Source organism: Paenibacillus riograndensis SBR5 (genome assembly GCF_000981585.1).
Taxonomy (GTDB): domain Bacteria; phylum Bacillota; class Bacilli; order Paenibacillales; family Paenibacillaceae; genus Paenibacillus_AQ; species Paenibacillus_AQ riograndensis.
In genome coordinates this window covers 2,419,818-2,440,355 of the sequence record NZ_LN831776.1, presented here as the reverse complement: position 1 = coordinate 2,440,355, position 20,538 = coordinate 2,419,818, and the positions used below count along the sequence as shown (strand labels likewise).

At 52.4% G+C, this 20,538-nt stretch carries 17 protein-coding genes; 3 read left to right on the top strand and 14 right to left on the bottom strand.

What is annotated here, in order from left to right:
- Nucleotides 1–58: 58 nt before the first annotated feature.
- Nucleotides 59–889 (bottom strand): response regulator transcription factor, encoded by an 831-nt coding sequence (locus tag PRIO_RS09875; RefSeq protein WP_231869853.1) that lies wholly within the window; start codon nucleotides 887–889, stop codon nucleotides 59–61.
- Nucleotides 890–1,096: 207 nt separating this feature from the next.
- Here PRIO_RS09875 and PRIO_RS09870 point away from each other — a divergent pair, with 207 nt between their 5' ends.
- From PRIO_RS09870 to PRIO_RS09860, 3 genes are read left to right on the top strand one after another with little or no spacing between them, the layout of a single operon-like run.
- Nucleotides 1,097–2,047: a glycoside hydrolase family 113 gene (locus PRIO_RS09870; RefSeq protein WP_020428267.1), complete on the top strand. Its 951-nt coding sequence runs from the start codon at nucleotides 1,097–1,099 to the stop codon at nucleotides 2,045–2,047.
- A 22-nt stretch (nucleotides 2,048–2,069) separates the two neighbouring features.
- Nucleotides 2,070–3,290: an AGE family epimerase/isomerase gene (locus PRIO_RS09865; RefSeq protein WP_046502125.1), complete on the top strand. Its 1,221-nt coding sequence runs from the start codon at nucleotides 2,070–2,072 to the stop codon at nucleotides 3,288–3,290.
- On the top strand, nucleotides 3,290–4,465 hold the full coding sequence (locus tag PRIO_RS09860) for a glycoside hydrolase family 130 protein (RefSeq protein WP_020428265.1): 1,176 nt from the start codon (nucleotides 3,290–3,292) through the stop codon (nucleotides 4,463–4,465). The genes PRIO_RS09865 and PRIO_RS09860 overlap by 1 nt, the downstream gene beginning before the upstream one ends.
- A 566-nt stretch (nucleotides 4,466–5,031) precedes the next feature.
- On the opposite strand, the gene PRIO_RS09855 is transcribed toward PRIO_RS09860, so the two are convergent.
- From PRIO_RS09855 to alaS, 13 genes are all read right to left on the bottom strand, one after another.
- On the bottom strand, nucleotides 5,032–5,358 hold the full coding sequence (locus PRIO_RS09855; protein WP_020428264.1) for a hypothetical protein: 327 nt from the start codon (nucleotides 5,356–5,358) through the stop codon (nucleotides 5,032–5,034).
- Nucleotides 5,359–5,406: 48 nt separating this feature from the next.
- Nucleotides 5,407–6,471, bottom strand: a complete 1,065-nt coding sequence (locus tag PRIO_RS09850; RefSeq protein WP_020428263.1) for a LacI family DNA-binding transcriptional regulator — start codon at nucleotides 6,469–6,471, stop codon at nucleotides 5,407–5,409.
- An 18-nt stretch (nucleotides 6,472–6,489) separates the two neighbouring features.
- Nucleotides 6,490–7,806: an ABC transporter substrate-binding protein gene (locus PRIO_RS09845; protein ID WP_039788030.1), complete on the bottom strand. Its 1,317-nt coding sequence runs from the start codon at nucleotides 7,804–7,806 to the stop codon at nucleotides 6,490–6,492.
- Nucleotides 7,807–7,841: 35 nt separating this feature from the next.
- Nucleotides 7,842–9,713, bottom strand: coding sequence for a sensor histidine kinase (locus PRIO_RS09840; protein ID WP_020428261.1), 1,872 nt, complete (start codon nucleotides 9,711–9,713; stop codon nucleotides 7,842–7,844).
- 203 nt (nucleotides 9,714–9,916) lie between these two features.
- Nucleotides 9,917–12,154 (bottom strand): methyl-accepting chemotaxis protein, encoded by a 2,238-nt coding sequence (locus tag PRIO_RS09835; RefSeq protein WP_039788027.1) that lies wholly within the window; start codon nucleotides 12,152–12,154, stop codon nucleotides 9,917–9,919.
- Nucleotides 12,155–12,408: 254 nt separating this feature from the next.
- The gene (locus PRIO_RS09830) at nucleotides 12,409–13,740 is read right to left on the bottom strand and encodes a peptidase U32 family protein (RefSeq protein WP_046502118.1); all 1,332 of its coding nucleotides are present in this window, start codon (nucleotides 13,738–13,740) and stop codon (nucleotides 12,409–12,411) included.
- A gap of 165 nt (nucleotides 13,741–13,905) precedes the next feature.
- The gene (locus tag PRIO_RS09825) at nucleotides 13,906–14,838 is read right to left on the bottom strand and encodes a peptidase U32 family protein (RefSeq protein ID WP_020428258.1); all 933 of its coding nucleotides are present in this window, start codon (nucleotides 14,836–14,838) and stop codon (nucleotides 13,906–13,908) included.
- Nucleotides 14,839–14,903: 65 nt separating this feature from the next.
- A complete protein-coding gene (gene mltG / locus PRIO_RS09820) occupies nucleotides 14,904–15,944 on the bottom strand; it encodes an endolytic transglycosylase MltG (RefSeq protein ID WP_020428257.1) in 1,041 nt (346 codons plus the stop codon).
- Between the two features lie 155 nt (nucleotides 15,945–16,099).
- Entirely contained in the window at nucleotides 16,100–16,408 is a 309-nt protein-coding gene (locus tag PRIO_RS09815; RefSeq protein ID WP_020428256.1) for a DUF1292 domain-containing protein, read from the bottom strand.
- Nucleotides 16,401–16,709, bottom strand: a complete 309-nt coding sequence (locus PRIO_RS09810; protein ID WP_019912423.1) for a DUF1292 domain-containing protein — start codon at nucleotides 16,707–16,709, stop codon at nucleotides 16,401–16,403. Before PRIO_RS09810 ends, PRIO_RS09815 begins: the two co-directional genes overlap by 8 nt.
- A 13-nt stretch (nucleotides 16,710–16,722) precedes the next feature.
- Nucleotides 16,723–17,139: a Holliday junction resolvase RuvX gene (ruvX, locus tag PRIO_RS09805; protein ID WP_039788023.1), complete on the bottom strand. Its 417-nt coding sequence runs from the start codon at nucleotides 17,137–17,139 to the stop codon at nucleotides 16,723–16,725.
- A complete protein-coding gene (locus PRIO_RS09800) occupies nucleotides 17,139–17,414 on the bottom strand; it encodes an IreB family regulatory phosphoprotein (protein WP_020428254.1) in 276 nt (91 codons plus the stop codon). The genes ruvX and PRIO_RS09800 overlap by 1 nt, the downstream gene beginning before the upstream one ends.
- A 391-nt stretch (nucleotides 17,415–17,805) precedes the next feature.
- A complete protein-coding gene (alaS, locus tag PRIO_RS09795; protein ID WP_020428253.1) occupies nucleotides 17,806–20,439 on the bottom strand; it encodes an alanine--tRNA ligase in 2,634 nt (877 codons plus the stop codon).
- Nucleotides 20,440–20,538 lie beyond the last annotated feature (99 nt).

Here is a 20,538-nt window from a genome sequence, read left to right as displayed (position 1 = left end):
CATTGGACGCGCCTCTGTTTGTATTTTTAGCAGATTGCCTGCTGGCAAGCTCATCCTTTTATCTGCAGCGGCTCTTATAATCCTTCGGCGTCATGCCGCACATTTTTTTGAACAGCTTGTTGAAGTAGACCGGATCGCTGTAGCCGACCCTTTCGGCAATTTCGTAATTTTTCAGATCGGGCTGTCCGATCAGAAGCTCCTTGGCCTTGGCGATGCGGATGCCGATCAGGTAGTCTGTTATCGTCTGGCCTGTCTTATATTTGAACAGCCTGCTGATATAGCTGGCATTCATTCCGACCGTCTCAGCCAGCCGTTCAAGCTCAAAGTTCTGGCCATACTCCTTCTCCAGGATGCTCTTGGTCTGCTCAACCACGTAGTGCTCCCCGCCCTCACCGGCCTGGTGGGGCGCTTCTTCAGGCTCCGCTGCCACCGGCCGCAGCTTCTTATTCTCCTCCACACTTTTCAGCAAATCGTACAGCTGCGCCTTCTCAATGGGCTTAAGCAAGTAATCGAGCACACCATGCCGCATGGCCCGGCGGGCATATTCAAATTCACTGAATCCGCTCAGCACGGCTATGGGAAGCTGCTTCAAATGCCCTCTTACCTCTTCAATCAGCTTAAAACCGTCCATTCTCGGCATCTTGATGTCTGTAATAAGCAGGTCTATATCGTCCTGGCTGAGCTCCCGGAGATGATTCCAGGCCTCCAGTCCGTTGCCATAGGAACCGATAACCTGAACTTCCAAATCCATTCTGGAAGTAATTTTCTCAAGCCCACGGCGAATCACTTCCTCATCGTCCGCAATCATGACCCTGATCACCAGCAAATCGCCTCCAGTTTCGTTAAAGCTACAAATGATTGCGCTGTCATTATCAATTATAAGCTTCATTTTCTTATTAGCATATGTACTCTATTGTACTTTTATAGTCCTCAGTTTACTTTGCCCCATTTTCTGCTTGAAATCATGCCTAAAAAAGGTTATAACTTAATTGTATATTGTTATTATTAAATAACAAAATAATAATAACAATATAACAAAATAACTAAATGTTTCGAGGCCTAATTCCTACTATTCTAATTAAGCGAGGTAGCTGAGATGTCACTGCAGAATGAATATGTCGGAGGCGTTACCTGGGGGTTCATGGGCAGACGCGGAACCTGGGCTAACGATGCGGCCAAGACTTCAATGGAGCTTATGCAATCCGTGACTGGAGCGAACTGGACCGCTATCGCCTTCAGTGCGATCCAGGCCACTCCGCAATCCACAGAAATTCCTTATTGGGAGGAACCCACGGTTACCGATGATGAGGTCCTATGGGCGATCCGCACAGCAAAGTCACTTGGCCTGAAGGTATGCCTGAAACCGATTGTGAACTGCGCAGACGGCACTTGGCGCGCCCACATCAACTTCTTCGACAAAGATGTTCCGTGCGAGCCCAAATGGTCGGATTGGTTCAGCTCCTACACTGCTTTTATTCTGCATTTTGCCGCGATTGCCGAAGAAAGCGGTTGCGAAATGTTCTGCATCGGCTGCGAACTGGTCATGTCCGACAGACGCGCAGCGCAGTGGCGGGCCTTGATTGCCGAAGTCCGCAAGGTGTACCACGGAATCCTTACCTATAATTGCGACAAGTATCAAGAGGACAATGTGACCTGGTGGGATGCCCTTGATGTCATTTCCTCCAGCGGCTACTACCCCGGGCAGGATTGGGAGGCACAGCTTGACCGGATTGAGGGCGTAGTGAAGCAGCATAATAAGCCCTTTTTCTTCATGGAAGCCGGCTGTCCGAGCCGGACCGGCAGTGCCGCGATTCCGAATGACTGGTCCCTGAAAGGCGAACCGAGCGAGGACGAACAGAAACGCTATTACGAGGCGATGTTCCACAGCTGTGAGCGCCGGGAATGGGTCCGGGGCTTCATGCTCTGGGATTGGCCGGCACAGCTCTACCCGCTTGAAGAGGCGGCGGAGAATGATGATTACTGCATGTATGGCAAATCCGCAGCACATATCATCAAAGAGTATTACAGCTCCAAGACTCATAAGTAATATAAAGGAGTGAACAAGCAAAATGAAAATTTCAACTGAGGAATGGCGGAGACAGCTGGAGAATGAGCTGAAGAATAATATCCTGGGCTTTTGGATGGAGCACACGCTGGACGAAGCGCATGGCGGCTTTGCCGGTGAGATCGACAACCAGATGAATGTCATAGCAGACGCGGAGAAAAGCCTTGTGCTGAATGCGCGGATCCTCTGGACCTTTGCGAGCGCTTACCGGTTATATGGCACTTCAGAATACTTGGCTATGGCTGAACGCGCCTACGACTATCTCATGCAGCACTTCACAGATACCGAATACGGCGGATTGTTCTGGATGGTAGACGCCCGCGGAGTTCCTTCCCAACCGAAAAAGCAAATCTATGGCCAGGCTTTTGCCATCTATGCACTGGCCGAGTTTTACCACGCTACCGGACGCGCCGATGCCTTGCAGCAAGCGGTTGACCTGTTCCATATTGTAGAGAAACACGGCTATGATCCTATTTATAAAGGTTACATTGAAGCCCTGTCGCGTGAATGGCAGGTGACGGATAACCTGAGTCTCAGCTCCAAGGACATGAACGAGAAAAAATCCATGAATACTCATCTGCATGTGCTGGAAGGCTACACCGGCCTGTACCGGGTCTGGAAATCGGAAGAGCTCAAAAGCAAGCTGGCGGAGCTGATCGAAACCATGCTGGATCATATTATCGATGCAGACGGCAAGCATTTCTACCTGTTCCTGGACGAAGAGTGGCATGTGAAATCGCAGAGCATCTCTTATGGCCACGACATCGAAGGCAGCTGGCTGCTGGTTGAAGCTGCTGAGGTGCTTGGAGATGAAGCACTGCTGCAGCGCGTACGCAAGGTAGCCGTCTCTATGGCTGAAGCCGTGCTGGCGGAGGGCATTGCGGAAGACGGCGGAATCTGGAATGAAGCGGACGGCAGCGGTCACATCGACAAGTCCAGAGACTGGTGGCCGCAGGCCGAAGCCGTTGTCGGCTTTTACAACGCCTATCAGCTGACCCATGAGACACGGTTCCTGGAAGCTGCGGAGAACGCCTGGATTTTTACTGACCGATATATCGTTGACCACAAGCTTGGCGAATGGTACTGGGGCGTTGATGAAGCGCTACAGCCACTGGCCCGCGAGCCCAAGGTCAGCGCCTGGAAATGCCCTTACCATAACAGCAGAGCCTGCTTCGAAATGATCGGGCGGCTTACCCTACATCCCACCATAAAGGAGACAAAATAATGACTACAATCTTTCAAGAACGCAAACAGAAGCTGACTGAACGCTATGAGGCGCTGATCGGGCGCAAAAATGAGAAGGTTCCCTACGGCAACGGCATCTACGACCGCTACCAATATCCGCTGCTCACTGCTGAGCATGCGCCGCTGATCTGGCGCTACGACTTCAATCCGGAGACCAACCCTTATTTCGCGGAAAGAATCGGGGTTAACGGCATCTTCAACCCTGGTGCCATTGAACTGGACGGCAAGTTCTATATTGTGGCCCGGGTAGAAGGCAATGACCGCAAATCCTTCTTTGCCGTTGCCGAGAGCGACAGCGGTGTGGATGGCTTCCGTTTCTGGGATCATCCTGTAGTGCTTCCCGAAACGGAGGACCCGGACATCAACGTGTATGACATGCGCCTCGTGAAGCATGCCGACGGCTGGATCTACGGCCTGTTCTGCACCGAACGCAAAGACCCGGATGCCCCGCATGGCGACCTGTCCAGCGCAGTAGCCCAGTGCGGTATTACCCGCACCAAGGATCTGAAGACCTGGGAACGCCTCGCTGACCTGAAGACGGGGTCCGCGCAGCAGCGCAACGTCGTGCTGCACCCTGAGTTTGTAGACGGCAAATATGCCTTCTATACCCGGCCGCAGGATGGCTTCATCGACGCCGGTTCCGGCGGCGGCATCGGCTGGGGATTATCCGACACGATCGAAAATGCTGTAATTACCAGCGAGACCATCATGGACCAGCGCTATTACCATACAATCAAAGAAGTGAAGAACGGCCAGGGTCCGGCCCCTATCAAAACGCCTCGCGGCTGGCTGCACATCGCCCACGGCGTCCGCAACACCGCTGCCGGACTGCGCTATGTGCTGTATGCCTTCCTGTCCGATCTGGAGGAGCCTAACAAGGTCACGCACACGCCAGGCGGACACTTCATCGCTCCGGACGGTGAAGAGCGCGTCGGCGATGTATCCAACGTTGTCTTCTGCAACGGCGTGATCGCGCGCGACAACGGAGACATTTACATCTATTACGCATCGTCCGACACCCGTATCCATGTCGCCACCACAACGGTTGACCAGATGCTGGATTATGTCCTTAACACCCCGGAAGACCCGCTTCGCTCCTATGCTTGCGTGCAGCAGCGGATTGCTCTAATCGACAGGAATTTGCAGTTGAAGTAGTTGTGGAGTGAACTTGAGGGGGAAGCATTTGGATGTTGGCGTAGCTGCGGGGAATGTTTGGACTTCCGGCCGCTGTTGTATTCAGATGTTTTTGATTATACCGCTTACCGGATAACATCTGAATACAAAGGCGGACGCTATTGCTCCTCCAGTTCCAAACTTCCCCTCCGTTACTTCACCCTTAATGTTGATTTCTCAAGTTCTTTTATAGGAGAGTAAGAAGTAGTAAAAGGCGGCCCCTGTGGAATTCCACGGGGGCCACCTTTTTATGGGAGTCAGAAGCTATAACTGCATTTCATACAACTAAAGAGTTCATTTTTAGGGTTAGAACTGAGTTAGTTGTATTCTGTACATCTAAATGAATAAAATTTCTGCTAAAGTAATCCCTTCGCCCATTTTAAGTGTACGCAATGCAATTAACGTATAAAATACAGTATTATTCCATTTTTTAATTGCACAGAATACACCTATCCGGTTTGCGGCGGCAGAAGCAGCAAAACCGGACGTTTCAATTGCACTTTCTGCAGCAGATCGGCTATCCGGCTCCCATAATCTTAAAGGCTAAATCAGTAAATCTCTCCTTCGTCGCCCTGAACGATAGCTTTCAGCTCATGCGCCGCTTCCTTCATCCTGCCGATTGCGAAATCATCTGCTCCAGAAACGGTAATTCGTCCCTCTTGATAACGGAACGGTACTTTCATGCCCTCACTTTTCCAGATGAAAAAATCCCCGCCCATAGCCATACTTCCAAAAGGGGTCTGCTGCAAAAGTTCAGGCCTGTACTCAAAATCAGTTTTTGTCGCGAAATAGTTTTGGGCATCTTTCAAAGTAATCGGTTTTTCCGCACTATTGCTCCAATGATCCGCCCGGGTGATATGTACCTCATAACTCAAAACTATCCGTCCTCCTTTAGTTCTTTCCCTTGAACTTCCACCCCCCTGCTACTTCCCCGGTCCCGCCACCGAATCCCGGTGAACAATATCGGCGGCGATCAGAATCTTCTCCAGCGGCGCAGACGGATTCTGAATCCGGTTCATCAGCTTCTCCACAGCGGTACGGCCCATTGCCTCCTTCGGTACATGCACGGTAGTGAGCGGCGGAATCCCCCGCATGGCATCCTCAATATTGTCAAAGCCCGTTACCGAAATGTCAGCGGGGATGGCTACGCCTTCTTCCCTCAGCACTTCACAGACGATGAGCGCCGTGGAGTCGTTGGCACAAACGAGTGCGCTGGGAATGGTTTTGGCTTTTTTGCGTTTGGCCAGCCAGAGCCTAAAATCGTCACGGAACGTGCCATCCTCCATCCCCTCCAGCACCAGCATCTCATCATCGCCAGCCGGAGTTTTCATATCATTTTCCTCCAGCGCACTGCGGAAGCCGATCCAGCGGTCACGGAAGCTGCGCGAGTAGCGGATATTGCCGATAAAATGAAGCAACGTATGCCCGATGCCCATCAGATGGTTGCTCAGCCGGGTCATGGAGTCGATATTGTTGGCGAACACGGTATCGCTGGGAATCAGCGGGTCCTCATGGTCAATGAGCACCATCGGCAGCCCGATGCGGTGAACCTCCAGCAGGAGGGAAGTGGAAATCTGCCCCACCCCTACCAGACCGAGCAGCCCGCTAGGATTAAGAATATTGATAAAATTATCAGCACGGTGCTCCGAGACAATCACCATCCCCAGACCCACCTGATCGAGCGCCAGCGCAATGCCGTCGACGATTTTGCCCCAATAGAGGGAATCCTGGGTCTGCGACCGGATATTCGGCATCAGCACAAGCACCGACTGCTTGTTGCGGTCACTGCCACCTGCCGGGGACGGGCGTTTAACATTTTGCACATAAGCATTTTTCTGCGTGAAATATCCCAGCTGCGATGCAGCCTGAATGACCCGCTCCCGGGTGGTTTCGTTGACGCCTCCTTTGCCGGAGAGTGATTTGGAGACAACAAACTTGGAGACGCCGAGATGGTCGGCGATTTTTTGCATGGTCACTTTTTTTGCCACTATACATACCTCCAGAATTTATCTTGATTGCACGGCAGACGCCTGCGGCACGGAAGAAGCCTGCTGTCCCTCCCGCGCTTCCTTCCATTTCTCATTTAATTCGTCAAAAGATTTCTGCAAATCCGGCGCGGCGAGCAGCTCCTGAATATAATCGCCCGACCAGAACGACAGCTTCGCCCGGTTCGCCATGTCGATAAAAGCATCCGTCTGTACAGTAGCCTCAACCAGCTTGGGATGATAGGAGAGAAACTCGCTGTATTGCGGCAAGGCTGGCTCTTCCGAGCTGTCAGAGGGGAGGAAATTTGCTGTATAGGAGGTTTTTTTCAAAAAATACTCCACCCAAGCCATGGCCAGCTCCTTATTCTTGCTGAATTTGCTGACCCCTATGAACCAATCCGGATTCAGCGCTGCGTAGTGGGTAGGCTTGTTATCATAAGGAAACGGGAAGAAGCCGATATCCTCGGACTTCGCACCGGCGTCAAGAATCTGGCGGATTGTCCAGTTCCCCTGCAGGTACATCCCCGCTTCCCCTTGGGCCAGCTTGGTTTTGGAAATCTCCCAATTGTTGGAGAAGAGCTGGTCCTCCACGTACCCTTTGGCAACCATTGTCCGGGCGATCGCAATGGCCTGGCCCCATTCATTGTCAATCTTCCAGGGATTGTTCTCCTGCACCATGTTGTTCAGATAATCCGGATTGCCCGTCATATAATTTACAAGATTGTTGCCCCATTCCCGCAGGGGCCAGACGGCACCGTAATTCATGTACAGCGGGATGATGCCTGCCTGCTTCAGCTTGGCACTGGCTGCGTAGAATTCATCGAGTGTCTGCGGCACCCGCTCAATCCCCGCTTTTTTAAAAGCCTGCTTGTTGTAGACGATACCGCTGGTAGTCGAGCCTGTCGACAGCCCGTATCTTTTGCCGTCATAGATGTTGAAGGTCGTAAATTTCTCCTGTGCAGCCAATTCTGGGGTCAGCGGTTCAAAAAAAAGCTTAAGCTCCTTTGCCGGCAGATTCACCGGAAGCAGCAGCACATCTCCGGCATCCTTGGTGGACAGGCGGACCAGTATGTCGGTGGCATAGTTGGACAGACCTTCGAATTCCACATGGGCTTCCGGATATTTCTTCGTGAACTCATCGGCATAGCTTTTGAAAGTCCCATCCTCAATCAGATCAATCCGGTTCGTCAGCATCACGATGGTCCCGGACAATCCGGACGGGCTCGCGCCGGTGCCGGGAAGCGGCGAAGGCAAAACCTGATTATTGCTGCGGCTGTCACAACCGGCCGACATCAGGAGCAGCACCAGGATGGTAAGCATGGGCCAACGTAACTTCATCCGTTTCAAGCGGATTCCTCCTTATTCTCTTCCCTTCAATCCATAGCGCTCTGGACCTGCAGGGGCAGGGACAAAATAACATCCGTCCCCTCGCCAGGCCTGCTGAAGACCTCAATGCCATAGGCCGCCCCATAGTGAAGCTGTATCCGCTGATGCACATTTTTCATGCCTATCCCCCCATTGATGCTCTTCTTCGGAGGCATCTCATGCTTCAGGCTGTCATTCAGCTTGTCCAGCGTGGCCTGCTCCATTCCGCAGCCATCGTCGCGGATATGGAACAGAAGCTTCTGCTCTGTGACTTCGCATGCGATGCTCAAATGCATCCGGGGTTTCGTGTCATCCAGTCCGTGATAGGCCGCATTCTCAATAATCGGCTGAAAAACCAGCTTAATCATGGAGTAGTTGTCCAGCGCCGCAGGAACATCGATATCCAGGACAAACCTTCCGGGATAGCGGCAGCCCAGCAGTTCAACATAATTGCGGACATACAGCAGCTCCTGCTTCATGGTTGTAGTCCCGGACAAATCACTGGTGCTGTAACGCAGGAGCTTGCCCAGAATGGAAACCATATCGGCAGCCTCCACGTCATCATTGATCTCAGCGGTCATACGGATAGACTCCAGTGTGTTGTAAATAAAATGCGGATTGATCTGGCTCTGCAGCGCCTGCAGCTCCGCTTCCTTCTTCTGCTCTTCAATCCGGTAGATATCCTGAATCAGCTGCCGGATGCGGGCAAGCATCCGGTTGAACTGATGGCCCAGCAGTCCGATCTCATCCCGGCGTCTGACGCGGAAAGTCACATCCAGGTCGCCGTTCTGTACCCTTTTCATCAGCTGGATCATTTGGGTCAGCGGCTTCGTCAGGGCAAAGGACAGGATGATCGAAATGATCAGCGCCAGCACAATAATAATCAGGGTTGCGGCAAAGGTCGCATTGCGGGTAAGCTTCACCCCGCGGGTCAGCTCATCCACAGGAATAGATATGATGACCTTCCAGTTGGTCTTGGCAGAGCTTGAATAAATATTAAGCTGTTCCTTGCCGGATACGGTATCATAAAAGCTTCCGGCATTGCCCACAGCCTGCCGGAACAGGCTCGTGCGGGAAATATCGGTGGTCAGGAGCTTCCGGCCGCTGTCATAAATCACTTTGCCGCCCTCATCCACAATGATTGATTTGCCATGGGTTACGGTATCCAGCTCAGCCACTTGATTTTCCAGATTGCTGATGTTGGCTTCGACTGCGATAAGTCCGATCGGATTCCACAGCCCGTCGACAATTTTGCGGACCACAGTAAAGGCATAACGGGTGCTCTGCAGATTGCTTGTGTACGCCTGAGTGCCAAAGAGCAGCGCCTCGCCGCTGGAATCCCTCGACTGCCCGCTCCAGAACTTGTAGCTCTGCTCCAGGTCCAGCCGGACACCGCCGTCTTTGGCAGAATAATATCCGTTGCCGTACCCGTCAAAAATATACACGGAGTTGGTGCCCCGCTTAATATTGTTAATAAAAGAAATATTGCCTTCAATGCCCCGCTGAATGGACAGCAGCAGATCGAAGTCCCCCGGAGCCACGGGGGTGCTGCCTCCCTTGCTATCCATCATCTGCTTTTGTTCATAATAGCGGTTCGAGCGGATCAGGTTCTGCTTGATATCGTTAACATATGCCGGCATGGACGAAATCCGTTTCATATCCTCTATATAGTCATCAATGGAATCCATCATCTGATCAATCAGCTTTTCCGAATAGGCTACGGTGTTCGCCTGTATCGATTCGGAGTAGCTTTTGAAGCTGATCACACTGATGACTGAAAGCGGAAGCGTAATAATAATCAGAAAGACCAGGAGCAGCTTGCGTTCCATGGCCATGTCTCCGATGTAGGACCACCAGCTGTGACTGCGTTTTGCTTTCATTGGGTCCTTCTCCTCGTTTCAGCATTAACCTAACTTTTCCGCAGAACATAACAATTACCTAACAAAATAATTATACTTGTTAGTCTGCCGATGTACAAGGAATTTGCTTCAGCACATATGGCGATCCTGTTATCCAAAAGCGCCCCGCTGCCAGTTGCTGGCTGCGGGGCGCTTCAGGACAAGAGTTCCGGACTCCTTGACTTCTATTTGATCGTAAACAGTGACAGCTTGTCTTTGAGTTGGGTCGAGGCGCCTTCCAGTTTGCCGGACAGTGCAACGAGCTGGTCACTCACATTCTGCTGTTCATTGCTCAAGGAAGCAACCTCTTCCGAGGTGGCTGAAGATTGCTGTGCCACCGCGCTAACATTGCTCATGGCATCGGACAAGACACCCTGGGAATGATTCAGGCTGTCGATAGCTCCGGTAACCGACTCCAGGCTGGAAATGAAATCATCCATTTGACCTTGTACGGATACAAAGATCTCGCTGGTGCTCTTCACCGAGTTCATCTGCTGCTTAAAGAGCGGTGCAACCTCAGACAATACAGCCACTGTCTCATTCATTTCAGTAATAATCTTATCGGTAATTCCGGCTACAACGGCAATGGACTGTTTGGACTGGTCGGCCAATTGGCGGACCTCATCGGCAACGACCATAAATCCGCGTCCCGCTTCACCAGCTCTTGCTGCCTCTATCGTGGCATTCAGCGACAGGATGTTCGTCTGCTGCGTGATGTTCTTCATCACGTCCAGCACCTTAATGACCGAGGATACCGTTTCTTTCAGATTATTGACCCGGTCCACCAGCGCAGTGGTCATCTCTCCGGTGCGGCTGGTCTGCGTCAGCAGCTCTTCGAGCTGCTTCGCCCCTTGGCCGCTGGCTTCTCCCACGCCGCGTGCGGCTTCGTCCATCTCGGCATTTGCGGCGATTACGCTCTGCATCTGAGTTCCAATCAGGTCGGTAAGCTCATTGCCGCGCTCGGCCTCCTGAGCCAGACTTCCTGCACCGCCGGCAATCTCTTCGGTCGCTGCAGCGATTTCCTTCGCGGAGATTGCTGTCTTGCGGGAAGCATCGCCAAGCTCGCCTGCAGTTTCCAGCACCTCACGGGCCGTATCCGTTGTCTGGGCAACGAGCTCCGTGATCCGCTCCATCATCGTATTAAAGGAAGCAGACAATTCACCGATCTCATCCTTGGATACATATTCGGTACGTACGCTCAGGTCGCCCTTTGCGCCTTCGACCATCAGATCCTTCAATCGGGCCAGCGGCCGGGCGATCATCCGCACCATCACAAACCCGACCAGAACGGCCAGCACCGCTGCAGCTATGGCAGCCAGGAAGGTGGTGAACAGGATTGGAGTAGCCGCCTTCACCAGCTCACCGGTAGGAACAATGCCTGCCAGCTTCCAATCCGCTTTGACCATGGGACTGTAGACCGCCAGAACATCTTCTCCGTTGGCATCTTTGGCATCCTGGCTCTTATTGTTAATTTTGCTCTCCTTGATAAACCCAAGCTCTGATGCTTTGCCATCCTCTTCAGGATTGGACGAAGCAACTACCGTCCCGTCCGGAGAAACAAGCTGGATCCGGGAACCATCACCAAGGGTAACACTCTCAAAAGCTTCCTCCAGCAGGGAATTCTTCAGCTCAAGCATAATGACATAACCTGAATTGGCTCCGAGATTTTTAAGCGATCTGACCATCGCAAAATTTTTCCCGTTGTCTCCTGCTACAGCCGTAGGGAACCAATAATTCTGTGCGGATTTGGCTTCTTTCGAATAGTAGCTCTGGTAGTTTTCAGCATTCGCAACCGCTGTCTTGTACCATTCCTGGTCTCTGACGTTGTCCAGCTTCATGCCGGAGCTTCCGCTTGAAACGATATCGTAATCTGCGGATGTTGGAACCAGAGTAATCGCAACGATATTAGAATCCGTAGTCGTTTGGCTGGAAAGTTTCTTACTGATCGCATCCGTAGCCACGAATTTATCATAACTTGACGATGCAGACACCAGGTCTGTCAGATTATTCTGCATTTGCGGATCAAAAAAGAGCTGCATCGCCAGGCTCTCATATTGTTTGAGCGTAATATCAAGCTTCTCCGAGGTCTGAATAATGGTCTGTCGGTTCGCTTCCGACACATTTTCTTTAATCGTGTTTTTAGCCTTATTATAGGACAACAGCCCTAGAGCCAGTACAACTACTACAATTGAGGATAAAAAGATCAGGAACAGCTTCACCCCAACCGACTTATTCGGATTCACTCTCTTAACCTGACGAACCGAGCCATGCAGCACGCCCTTGAAGGACAAGGCAGACCCTTTTCCATTGGCTGAAGCCGCTTCCTTAACTGCTGCCTGTCCTACATCTGCCTGGTTTGCCTCAGATTTCTGGACGTTTGACGGCGGTTTCTTGCTGGTTTTATTTTTCTTTGTCAATTTCATCCTTCTCTCTTTCTTCTCTTCCCCATTGCTGTCCCGTTTAGGAGCAACCATTATAATCACCTGCCAGTTAGATTAAAAGACATATGTAAGCGTTCGCTCTTCTTTATATCGGCAGACTGGGTATAATTACTTAGATTTCTTTAGAAATTACCACAGATTCTTTATATATTTTAGCGATTTCCCATTTTATTCTATATGCAAAAAGGAGTGCCCCTCCTCTCAGAGGTGCACTCCTGTAACGAACGTAAAAAGCACTATTTTTTCTTGCGCATCATGTCGAAATAGGCAACCGGCTGGTCCACCTTCATGCGCACCCGCTGCAGCGGATGGCGGGCCGCATCCAGCGGCTGGCCTTCCTCATCCCAAATTTCGCCTACCGTCTGCTTGAAGAACGTGTTGTCAGGACCAAAGAACTCCACTTCCTGTCCCGGCTTGAAGTGGTTGCGCTGCTGAATAAGCGCGGTTCCGCCAGCAGCATCATACTCCAGCACCAGTCCGGCAAAGTCATAAGGGGCCGCCTTTTCCTCAGGCTCATAAATATGATCCTCGTGATCCGGCGTATCATAGAAAAACCCTGTATTCAGCGGGCGGTTCGCCGCTTTCTGCAGCTCTTCCAGCCATTCGGGCTTCAGCACATACCCTTCCGGGTCGGCCATATAAGCATCTATCGCTTTGCGGTAAGCGTTGACGACTGTTGCGACATAGTGGATGGACTTCATCCGCCCTTCAATCTTGAAGCTGTCAATGCCGGCTTCGATCAGCTCCGGGATACTCTCCAGCATGCACAGGTCCTTCGAGCCCATCGAGAATGGATTATCCTCCGGCTGATGCAGCGGAAGCTGGGTGACTCCCGGCTGCAGCGGCAGTGGCGGCTGCTGCGCCTGGGCCTGGTCTTCTTCGGATACCCATGTGCCTTCAGGCCGGGCATCTTCGAACAGGTCGTATTTCCAGCGGCAGGACTGGCAGCAGCCGCCGCGGTTCGAATCGCGGTCCGTGAAGTGGTTGGACAGCACACAGCGGCCGGAGTAGGAGGAGCACATCGCTCCATGGATGAAGCTTTCGATTTCGATATCGACATGCTGCTTAATTTCAGCGATTTCCTCCAGGCTCGTTTCACGGCCAAGGACCACGCGCGGCAGCCCTTCTTCCTTCCAGAAAGACACTGCCTGCCAGTTGAGTGTGGACTGCTGGGTGCTCAGATGCACCTCAAGGCCCGGCACCAGCCGGCGGGCGGTATCCACTATGACCGGATCGGCCACGATAATGGCGGCGATCCCCACTTCATAGAGATTGCGCAGGTATTCTTCAATCCCGGCGATATCTTCATTGTGGGCATAAATATTCGTGGCGACAAAAACCTTGGCGCCGTATTTTTTGGCAAACTCCACGCCCTCGCGCATTTCCTCGAAGCTGAAATTATCCGCTCCCGAGCGCAGGCCGTATTTCTGTCCTCCAATATATACTGCATCCGCACCATAATGCACGGCGAATTTCAATTTCTCCAGATTACCCGCCGGAGCAAGGAGCTCCGGTTTGTCCAGACGGTAACGTTTGCCCTTGAATTGCGGCTTGGTCATGGTTCCCATTCCTGTTCTCCCCTCCATTGTCTCAGCTCATAAAAAGCTTGAATGCTCTGCATTTAGGTGTTGCACGCAGCTGCGGGGAATGTTTGGACTTCCGGCCGCTGCTGCACCTTTAATGTAAACTTCTCAATCTATTTTAAAAAAGCTGAGTCATTGCTTATTTATATTTTAATACACCTGCTCCTTATAAAAGAAGCCAAAGGACAGCTCGCGCTCAGGGTCCTGCAGCGCACGGATGCCATCCATCCAGCTCTCCTGGAAGGCATAGCCCTCCGGGTCAGCCGCATAGAGGTCAATCGCATGACGGTAAGCCTTGACGACGGCTGCGTTGTAGGCAACCGGCTTCAGCAGCCCTTCAATCTTCAGGCTGTGCACACCGGCCTTCAGCAGAAAATGCAGATCCTCCAGGATGCAGATATCATCGGAACTCATAATATGCGTGCCGTTCTCATCCTCATAGATCGGGAACTTTTCATTCGGGCGCTCTGCCTCGATCAGGAACAGGCCGCGCTCCTTGCCCAAGCTTCCACCATCGCTCGGACGGCCCTGATGAGACATATAGCTTGCGACCAGCTTGCGCTTGGAGTGATAAATATTCGTCATGCCATGGACCTGCACCTGGGCTTCAACTTCCAGCAGCGGCACCATTTCCGTCATTTCGTCCATGTTCAGCTCACGGGCCAGAACGACCCGCGAAGCGCCCTTGCGGCCCCAGTAATTGGCTGTAGCGTAGTTGGTTGAGGTCATTTCCGCGTTCCAATGCAGCTTCAACAGCGGGGCTTCCCTCTTTACGGCGGCAAGCACTGCCGGATCGCCGAATTCAACGCCGTCTACACCCAGCTCCCCAATCGCTTTTACATAAGCGGGAAGCTCGTCCAGCAGGCGGTTCGGCATCAGGCCACCGAGGCTTGCATAGACCTTGCATCCCTGCTCATGAGCCAGCTTAACGGCCTCCGCAGTATCTTCCAGCGAGAAGTGGCCTGCCAGCCGCATGCCAAAGCGGTCATCGCCAATCAGCAGCGCATCGGCCCCGGCCTTCAGCAGCACAGCCGCTTCTTCCAAGGAAGCCGCTGTCGCCAGCAGCTCCGGTTTGTTATTCATGTTGCATCCTCCTACTTCACGGTTATGTTATAACCGTATCACACTCTATTTTAATGGGTTACCAGCTAATTTTGTTCACTTTTTTTGATATTGGCTAAATGTTCCTTGTAGGTTTTGCCGAATAAATGGCCTTGTGAGCCGTCCTTTTTCGTCACGTAGAAATAATAATCCGAAGCTTTCGGCTCAAGCGCAGCCTTGATGGAAGCAAGTCCGGGGCTGCTGATCGGCCCCGGCGGGAGACCTTCATTTTTATACGTATTATAAGGGCTGTCTACCTTCAGATCCTTCTCATACAGCCGCTCCTTCTGCTTATCCAGGAGGTACTGGACAGTTGCGTCGATCTCCAGCTTCTGCCCTTTATCCAGCCTGTTATAGATCACACCGGCCACAATCGGACGCTCACGGTCCACTACAACCTCCCGCTCCACAAGCGAAGCCACCGTCAGCAGCTCATGCAGGGAGAGTCCGCGTTCCTTGAGCTTGGCCTGCCAGCCCCCGACCGAGTCCAGCTTCTTCTCAAGCTGCTCCAGCATCGCTTCAACAACCTGCTCCGGGGTGCTCTCCTTCACCAGCTCATACGTTTCCGGGAACAAGTAGCCCTCCAGGCGGTGGCGCAGCTGGCTGTTCTCAGGAATCCCCAGCCTGCTTACGGCTTCAAGCCCCGCCCCCGAATCTATTATTTTCAGGAATACTTCAGGCTTCTGATTCCAGGCGACAGCAAGCTTGTCGGCAATCTGCCTGGCGGTATATCCTTCAGGAATCGTAAAGACCACTGTAGCCTTCTTCACCACGTCCCCTGCATTCAGACGGGCAATAAGTGCATCATAGGTATCCCCGGGAGCAGCGGTATACGTGCCGGCCTTGAAGCTGGAGCCTTCCTTGACCCATTTCAGGTAGCCTTTAAAAAACAGCCCTTTGCGTATAATGCCGTTGTCTTCGAGCAGATCAGCAATTTCCGAGCTGCCCATCCCCTTCTCTATCGTAAACGTTACCGGTTGACCCGGCTTCGCGGGCTGCATGCCATTCCAGACGTACCAGGCTCCCCCTCCCCCCAATGCTGCCAGCAATAGGATGATAATGAGCACAGTACGGATTGCGGCTTTCAAATGTCACTCCTCACTTTCCGACTATAAAGTATAAAATTGTATTGTCTCAAATTCAACATATATTTTGCGGACATACGCTTTACAAGCAAAAAGAGCGCGGAAAAATCCCGCCCTCTTCCGTGCCAAACTTTGATAAAAGCCTATCCAGCTCCAGCTTAATCGCTCTCGTCAGCGGGAAAAGTCAGCTCGTCGTACAATTCGGAGACATCTTCCCATTCCTCGTCATCCACGATACTCTCCAGCTCAGGAAGCCCGTCAGGAGACACCACAATCCGCAGAATCTCCTGTTCGGCACCTTTCCCGGAACCGGCCAGCACCGCATACGCGCGGCTGCCGACTTCAAACTCGGCAATAATATCGTAAATGGAAGATTTGCCCTGCTCGTCTTCCAGTTCTACTGTTTCTCCATATGCTTCTTTCAGTTTGGAAGTCCAAACCACCTGATCGGCGGAAAAATCAGTCATTCCCCGCTCCTCCGTCCAGCTCATCCACCAATGTATTGAAGGTCTCCTCAACAATCGCCCATTCCTCGTCATTCTCGATCATAAAGAGCTGAAGATCGTCACCGTCTTCTTCATAACGGAACGCGTACACTTCATCGCTCTCTTCATCCTCGGAATCCAGCGGAACCACCATCATATACTTGGCATCCGAACCGTCAACTTCAAACTTCATAATGACCTCAAATTCCTCTTCATTACCTTCCTCGTCGGGAATATAGATAATTTCCGGTTCTTCTTCTTGGCCAATCTGCTCGTTTGTCAATCCAACACACCCCTCACCTTTTACTGTTAGCATCCAAAAAATTTTGCAAAATCAGGGCTGCGGCCATTTTGTCCACAATCCCTTTGCGTTTCTTCCGGCTGACGTCCCCTTCAATCAGCATCCGTTCGGCGGATACCGTCGTCAGACGCTCATCCCAAAGGTGTACGGGCATTTTGAGCTCTTCCCGCAGCTGATCGGCAAATTCGATACAGATCTCACCACGGGGTCCTACTGAGCCGTTCATATTCTTCGGAAGGCCGACCACAATCTCTCCAATCTCATGCTCCTTGACCAGTTCGCGGATACGCTCAAACTCATTGCCGTTGCCGCGCCGTTCAATCGTCTCCAGAGCTTGCGCCGTCCAGCCGAAAATATCGCTTGTGGCGACTCCGATTCTACGGTCGCCGTAATCCAGACCCAGCATCTTCATCATTTCGGATTATCCACCCGGTGATTGACGAGGTAGAATCGAACCAGTTCCTCAATCAGCTCATCACGTTCTTTTCTCCGGACCAAACTTCTCGCATTGTTATGGCGCGGAATATAAGCCGGATCTCCGGAAATAAGATACCCTACGATCTGATTGATGGGATGATATTCCTTCTCCACCAGCGCATCGTATACTGCGAGCAGGATTTCCTCGGAAGAAGCTTCCTTCTCATCGCCCTTCACATTGAATTTGACCGTTTTGTCCATGGAGTCCATTTGTGACACCTTCCTTCTGCAAAATCACCCGCTTCTTGGGCGGCTTCGCAAAGTTGCTGCTGTACAGCTGACTTGCTGCCCTCATCATAACATATTCATAGCCCAACCAGGAAATCCCACAACTGTGATAACGCTTTTTTTGGCATTTCGTCTACAAAATTAGTGATTTTTTTGGTTTTTAAGCTATTGCAGATTATCGCTGAAAGTGAATATTACCAAAAAATATACATTTCCCCGCTTCTCCTGAACAAAGCAGCGGTACCGAGAAATCACCCTCAGTACCGCTGCGGCAAACCTGCAACTCCCGTCGTCTTCATCCCTTGATCCAAAGCTGCAAAACCCCGTAATTCCTGGTGTTATGCAGCAGCCTCAGAAGCCTGCTTCAGCAGCTTTAAGCCAATGCGGCTACAAGCTCTTCTGCCTTCACAAGGGCTTCGCCCAGCTTGGAAGCGTCCTTGCCTCCGGCTTGCGCCATATCCGGACGTCCGCCGCCCCCGCCGCCGCATACTGCGGCGATTTCCTTCACCAGCTTGCCGGCGTGGAAGCCTTTTTGGACGAGGCTCTGCGGAACCGATACGACAAAGTTGACTTTGTCGTCCATAGCTGCGCCCAGCACCAGCACGGCATCCGGCAGCTTGGATTTCAGTTCATCGGCCGTGGAGCGCAGTGCGTCCATATTGCCGGCTTGAACGGCAACCGCGAGCAGTTGTGTTCCGCTGCCTACTGTTTTCACACTGCTGGTTAGCTCGGCTGCAAAGGTAGCGCTCAGCATGGACTGCAGGGATTCATTTTCGCGTGACAGTTCACGCACCTGGGCATGCAGGGCTTCAATCCGCTTCGGTACATCGTTTAATGAAGATTTCAGCAGTCCTGCCGATTGCTTCAGCAGATCCAGCTGGCTTTCGGTGAACTGGTACGCATAACGTCCGGTGACCGCTTCGATCCGGCGTACACCGGAACCAATGCCGCTCTCGCTGACCAGCTTGAAGATACCGATCTGTGAGGTGTTCAAGACATGGATACCACCGCACAGCTCCAGGCTGTAATCGCCTACCTGAACCACGCGGACGATATTGCCGTATTTCTCACCGAAAAGTGCCATCGCCCCCATAGCTTTGGCTTCGTCAATCGGCTTGTTCTCAATGACCACATCCAGGCCGCGCCAGATTTGCGCATTTACCCGGTGCTCGATGTCGCTCAGCTCTTCCGGCGTAATGGCTCCGAAATGCGAGAAGTCAAAACGCAGACGTGCGCCTTCTACTAAAGAACCGGCTTGATTCACATGACCGCCGAGCACTTCTTTGAGCGCTTTGTGCAGCAGGTGTGTTGCCGTGTGATTCTTCACAATGTCTTCGCGCTGCTCACGGTTCACTTCAGCACGGACGCTGTCGCCCACTCTCAGCTCACCGGCTTCCACAGTGACCAGGTGAACATGCTGGCCATGCGGAGCCTTGAACAGCCCGGTTACCTTGGCCGTGACCGAACCTCCGGTCAGAAGGCCGGTATCGCTGACCTGGCCGCCGCTTTCGGCATAGAATGGCGTTGATTCGAGAATAACCTGGCAGTCGGTACCTTCGCCTGCGGTTTCCGCCAGTTCCCCGTCTACCACAATAGCCAATATTTTAGACTCTGCTACGGTGTCATTATATCCAACAAATTCACTTTTAACCGTCAGCTCAGCCAGCGGTCCGCCTTGAACCTTCATGCTGCCGCCGTCCTGGCGGGCGGCTCTGGCACGGTCGCGCTGCTCCTGCATTGCAGCGTCGAAGCCTTCCCGGTCCACGGTAAGGCCTTGCTCGGAAGCAAAATCCTCGGTGAGGTCAAACGGGAAGCCGTAGGTGTCGTACAGCTTGAACGCGTCTGCACCGGCGATGGCACTCCGCCCGTCAGCCTTAGCCTTGGCGCTGATTTCGCCCAGAATCGCCAAACCGTCGGACAGCGTTTCGTGGAAACGCTCTTCTTCCGTGCGGATGATTTTGGCGATGTATTCGCGGTTCTCGACTACGGACGGGTAGTAGACCCCCATCACTTCGCCTACGGTTTCGGTAAGGCCGAACAGGAATGGACGGTCCAGACCCAGCGTCTTGCCGTAGCGCACTGCGCGGCGGAGCAGACGGCGGATAATATAGCCGCGGCCTTCATTGGAAGGAAGCACACCGTCACCCACGGCGAACGTTACCGTACGGATGTGGTCGGCAATGACCTTCAGCGCAATATCCTGCTCCAGATTGTCCTTATAGGTGACACCGGCAAGCTTCGCGGTCTTCTGAATAATCGGCTGGAACAGATCGGTGTCAAAGTTAGAGTCCACATCCTGCAGAATGGATGCGAAGCGCTCCAGACCGGCACCGGTATCAATGTTCTTGTTCGGAAGCGGCGTATAACTGCCGTCTTTGTTGTGGTTGAACTGCGAGAATACGAGGTTCCACACTTCGAGCCAGCGTTCATTTTCCCCGCCCGGATACATTTCCGGATCGGATAAGTCGCTGCCGTAGGCTTCGCCGCGGTCATAGAAGATTTCCGAGCAAGGGCCGCAGGGGCCTTCGCCGATATCCCAGAAGTTGTCGTCGCCCAGCTTGATAATGCGCTCGGCAGGCAGTCCGACTTTTTCATTCCACAGCTTGAACGCTTCTTCATCCTCGGCATATACCGTTACGGAAATACGGTTCGGATCAAAGCCGATCCATTCCTTGCCGGTCAGAAATTCCCAAGCCCAGGTAATCGCTTCTTCTTTGAAGTAGTCGCCGATGGAGAAGTTGCCCAGCATCTCAAAAAACGTATGGTGGCGGCGCGTTTTGCCGACATTCTCGATATCATTGGTACGTATGCATTTCTGCGAGTTGGTCAGCCGCGGATTCTCCGGAATTTCCCGCCCGTCAAAATAAGCCTTCAGCGGCGCCATCCCGGCGTTGATCCACAGCAGCGACGGGTCATTATGCGGCACGAGCGATGCGCTCGGCTCGATGCGGTGGCCTTTGCTCTCAAAAAACTGCAGCCATTTGGAACGGATTTCACTTGCTTTCATCATGTACAACCCCTGTCTTATAGTTATTGAAAACACAAAAACGCCCCTGAATAAATTCAGGGACGATGATTATCGCGGTACCACCCTGGTTATCGCCAT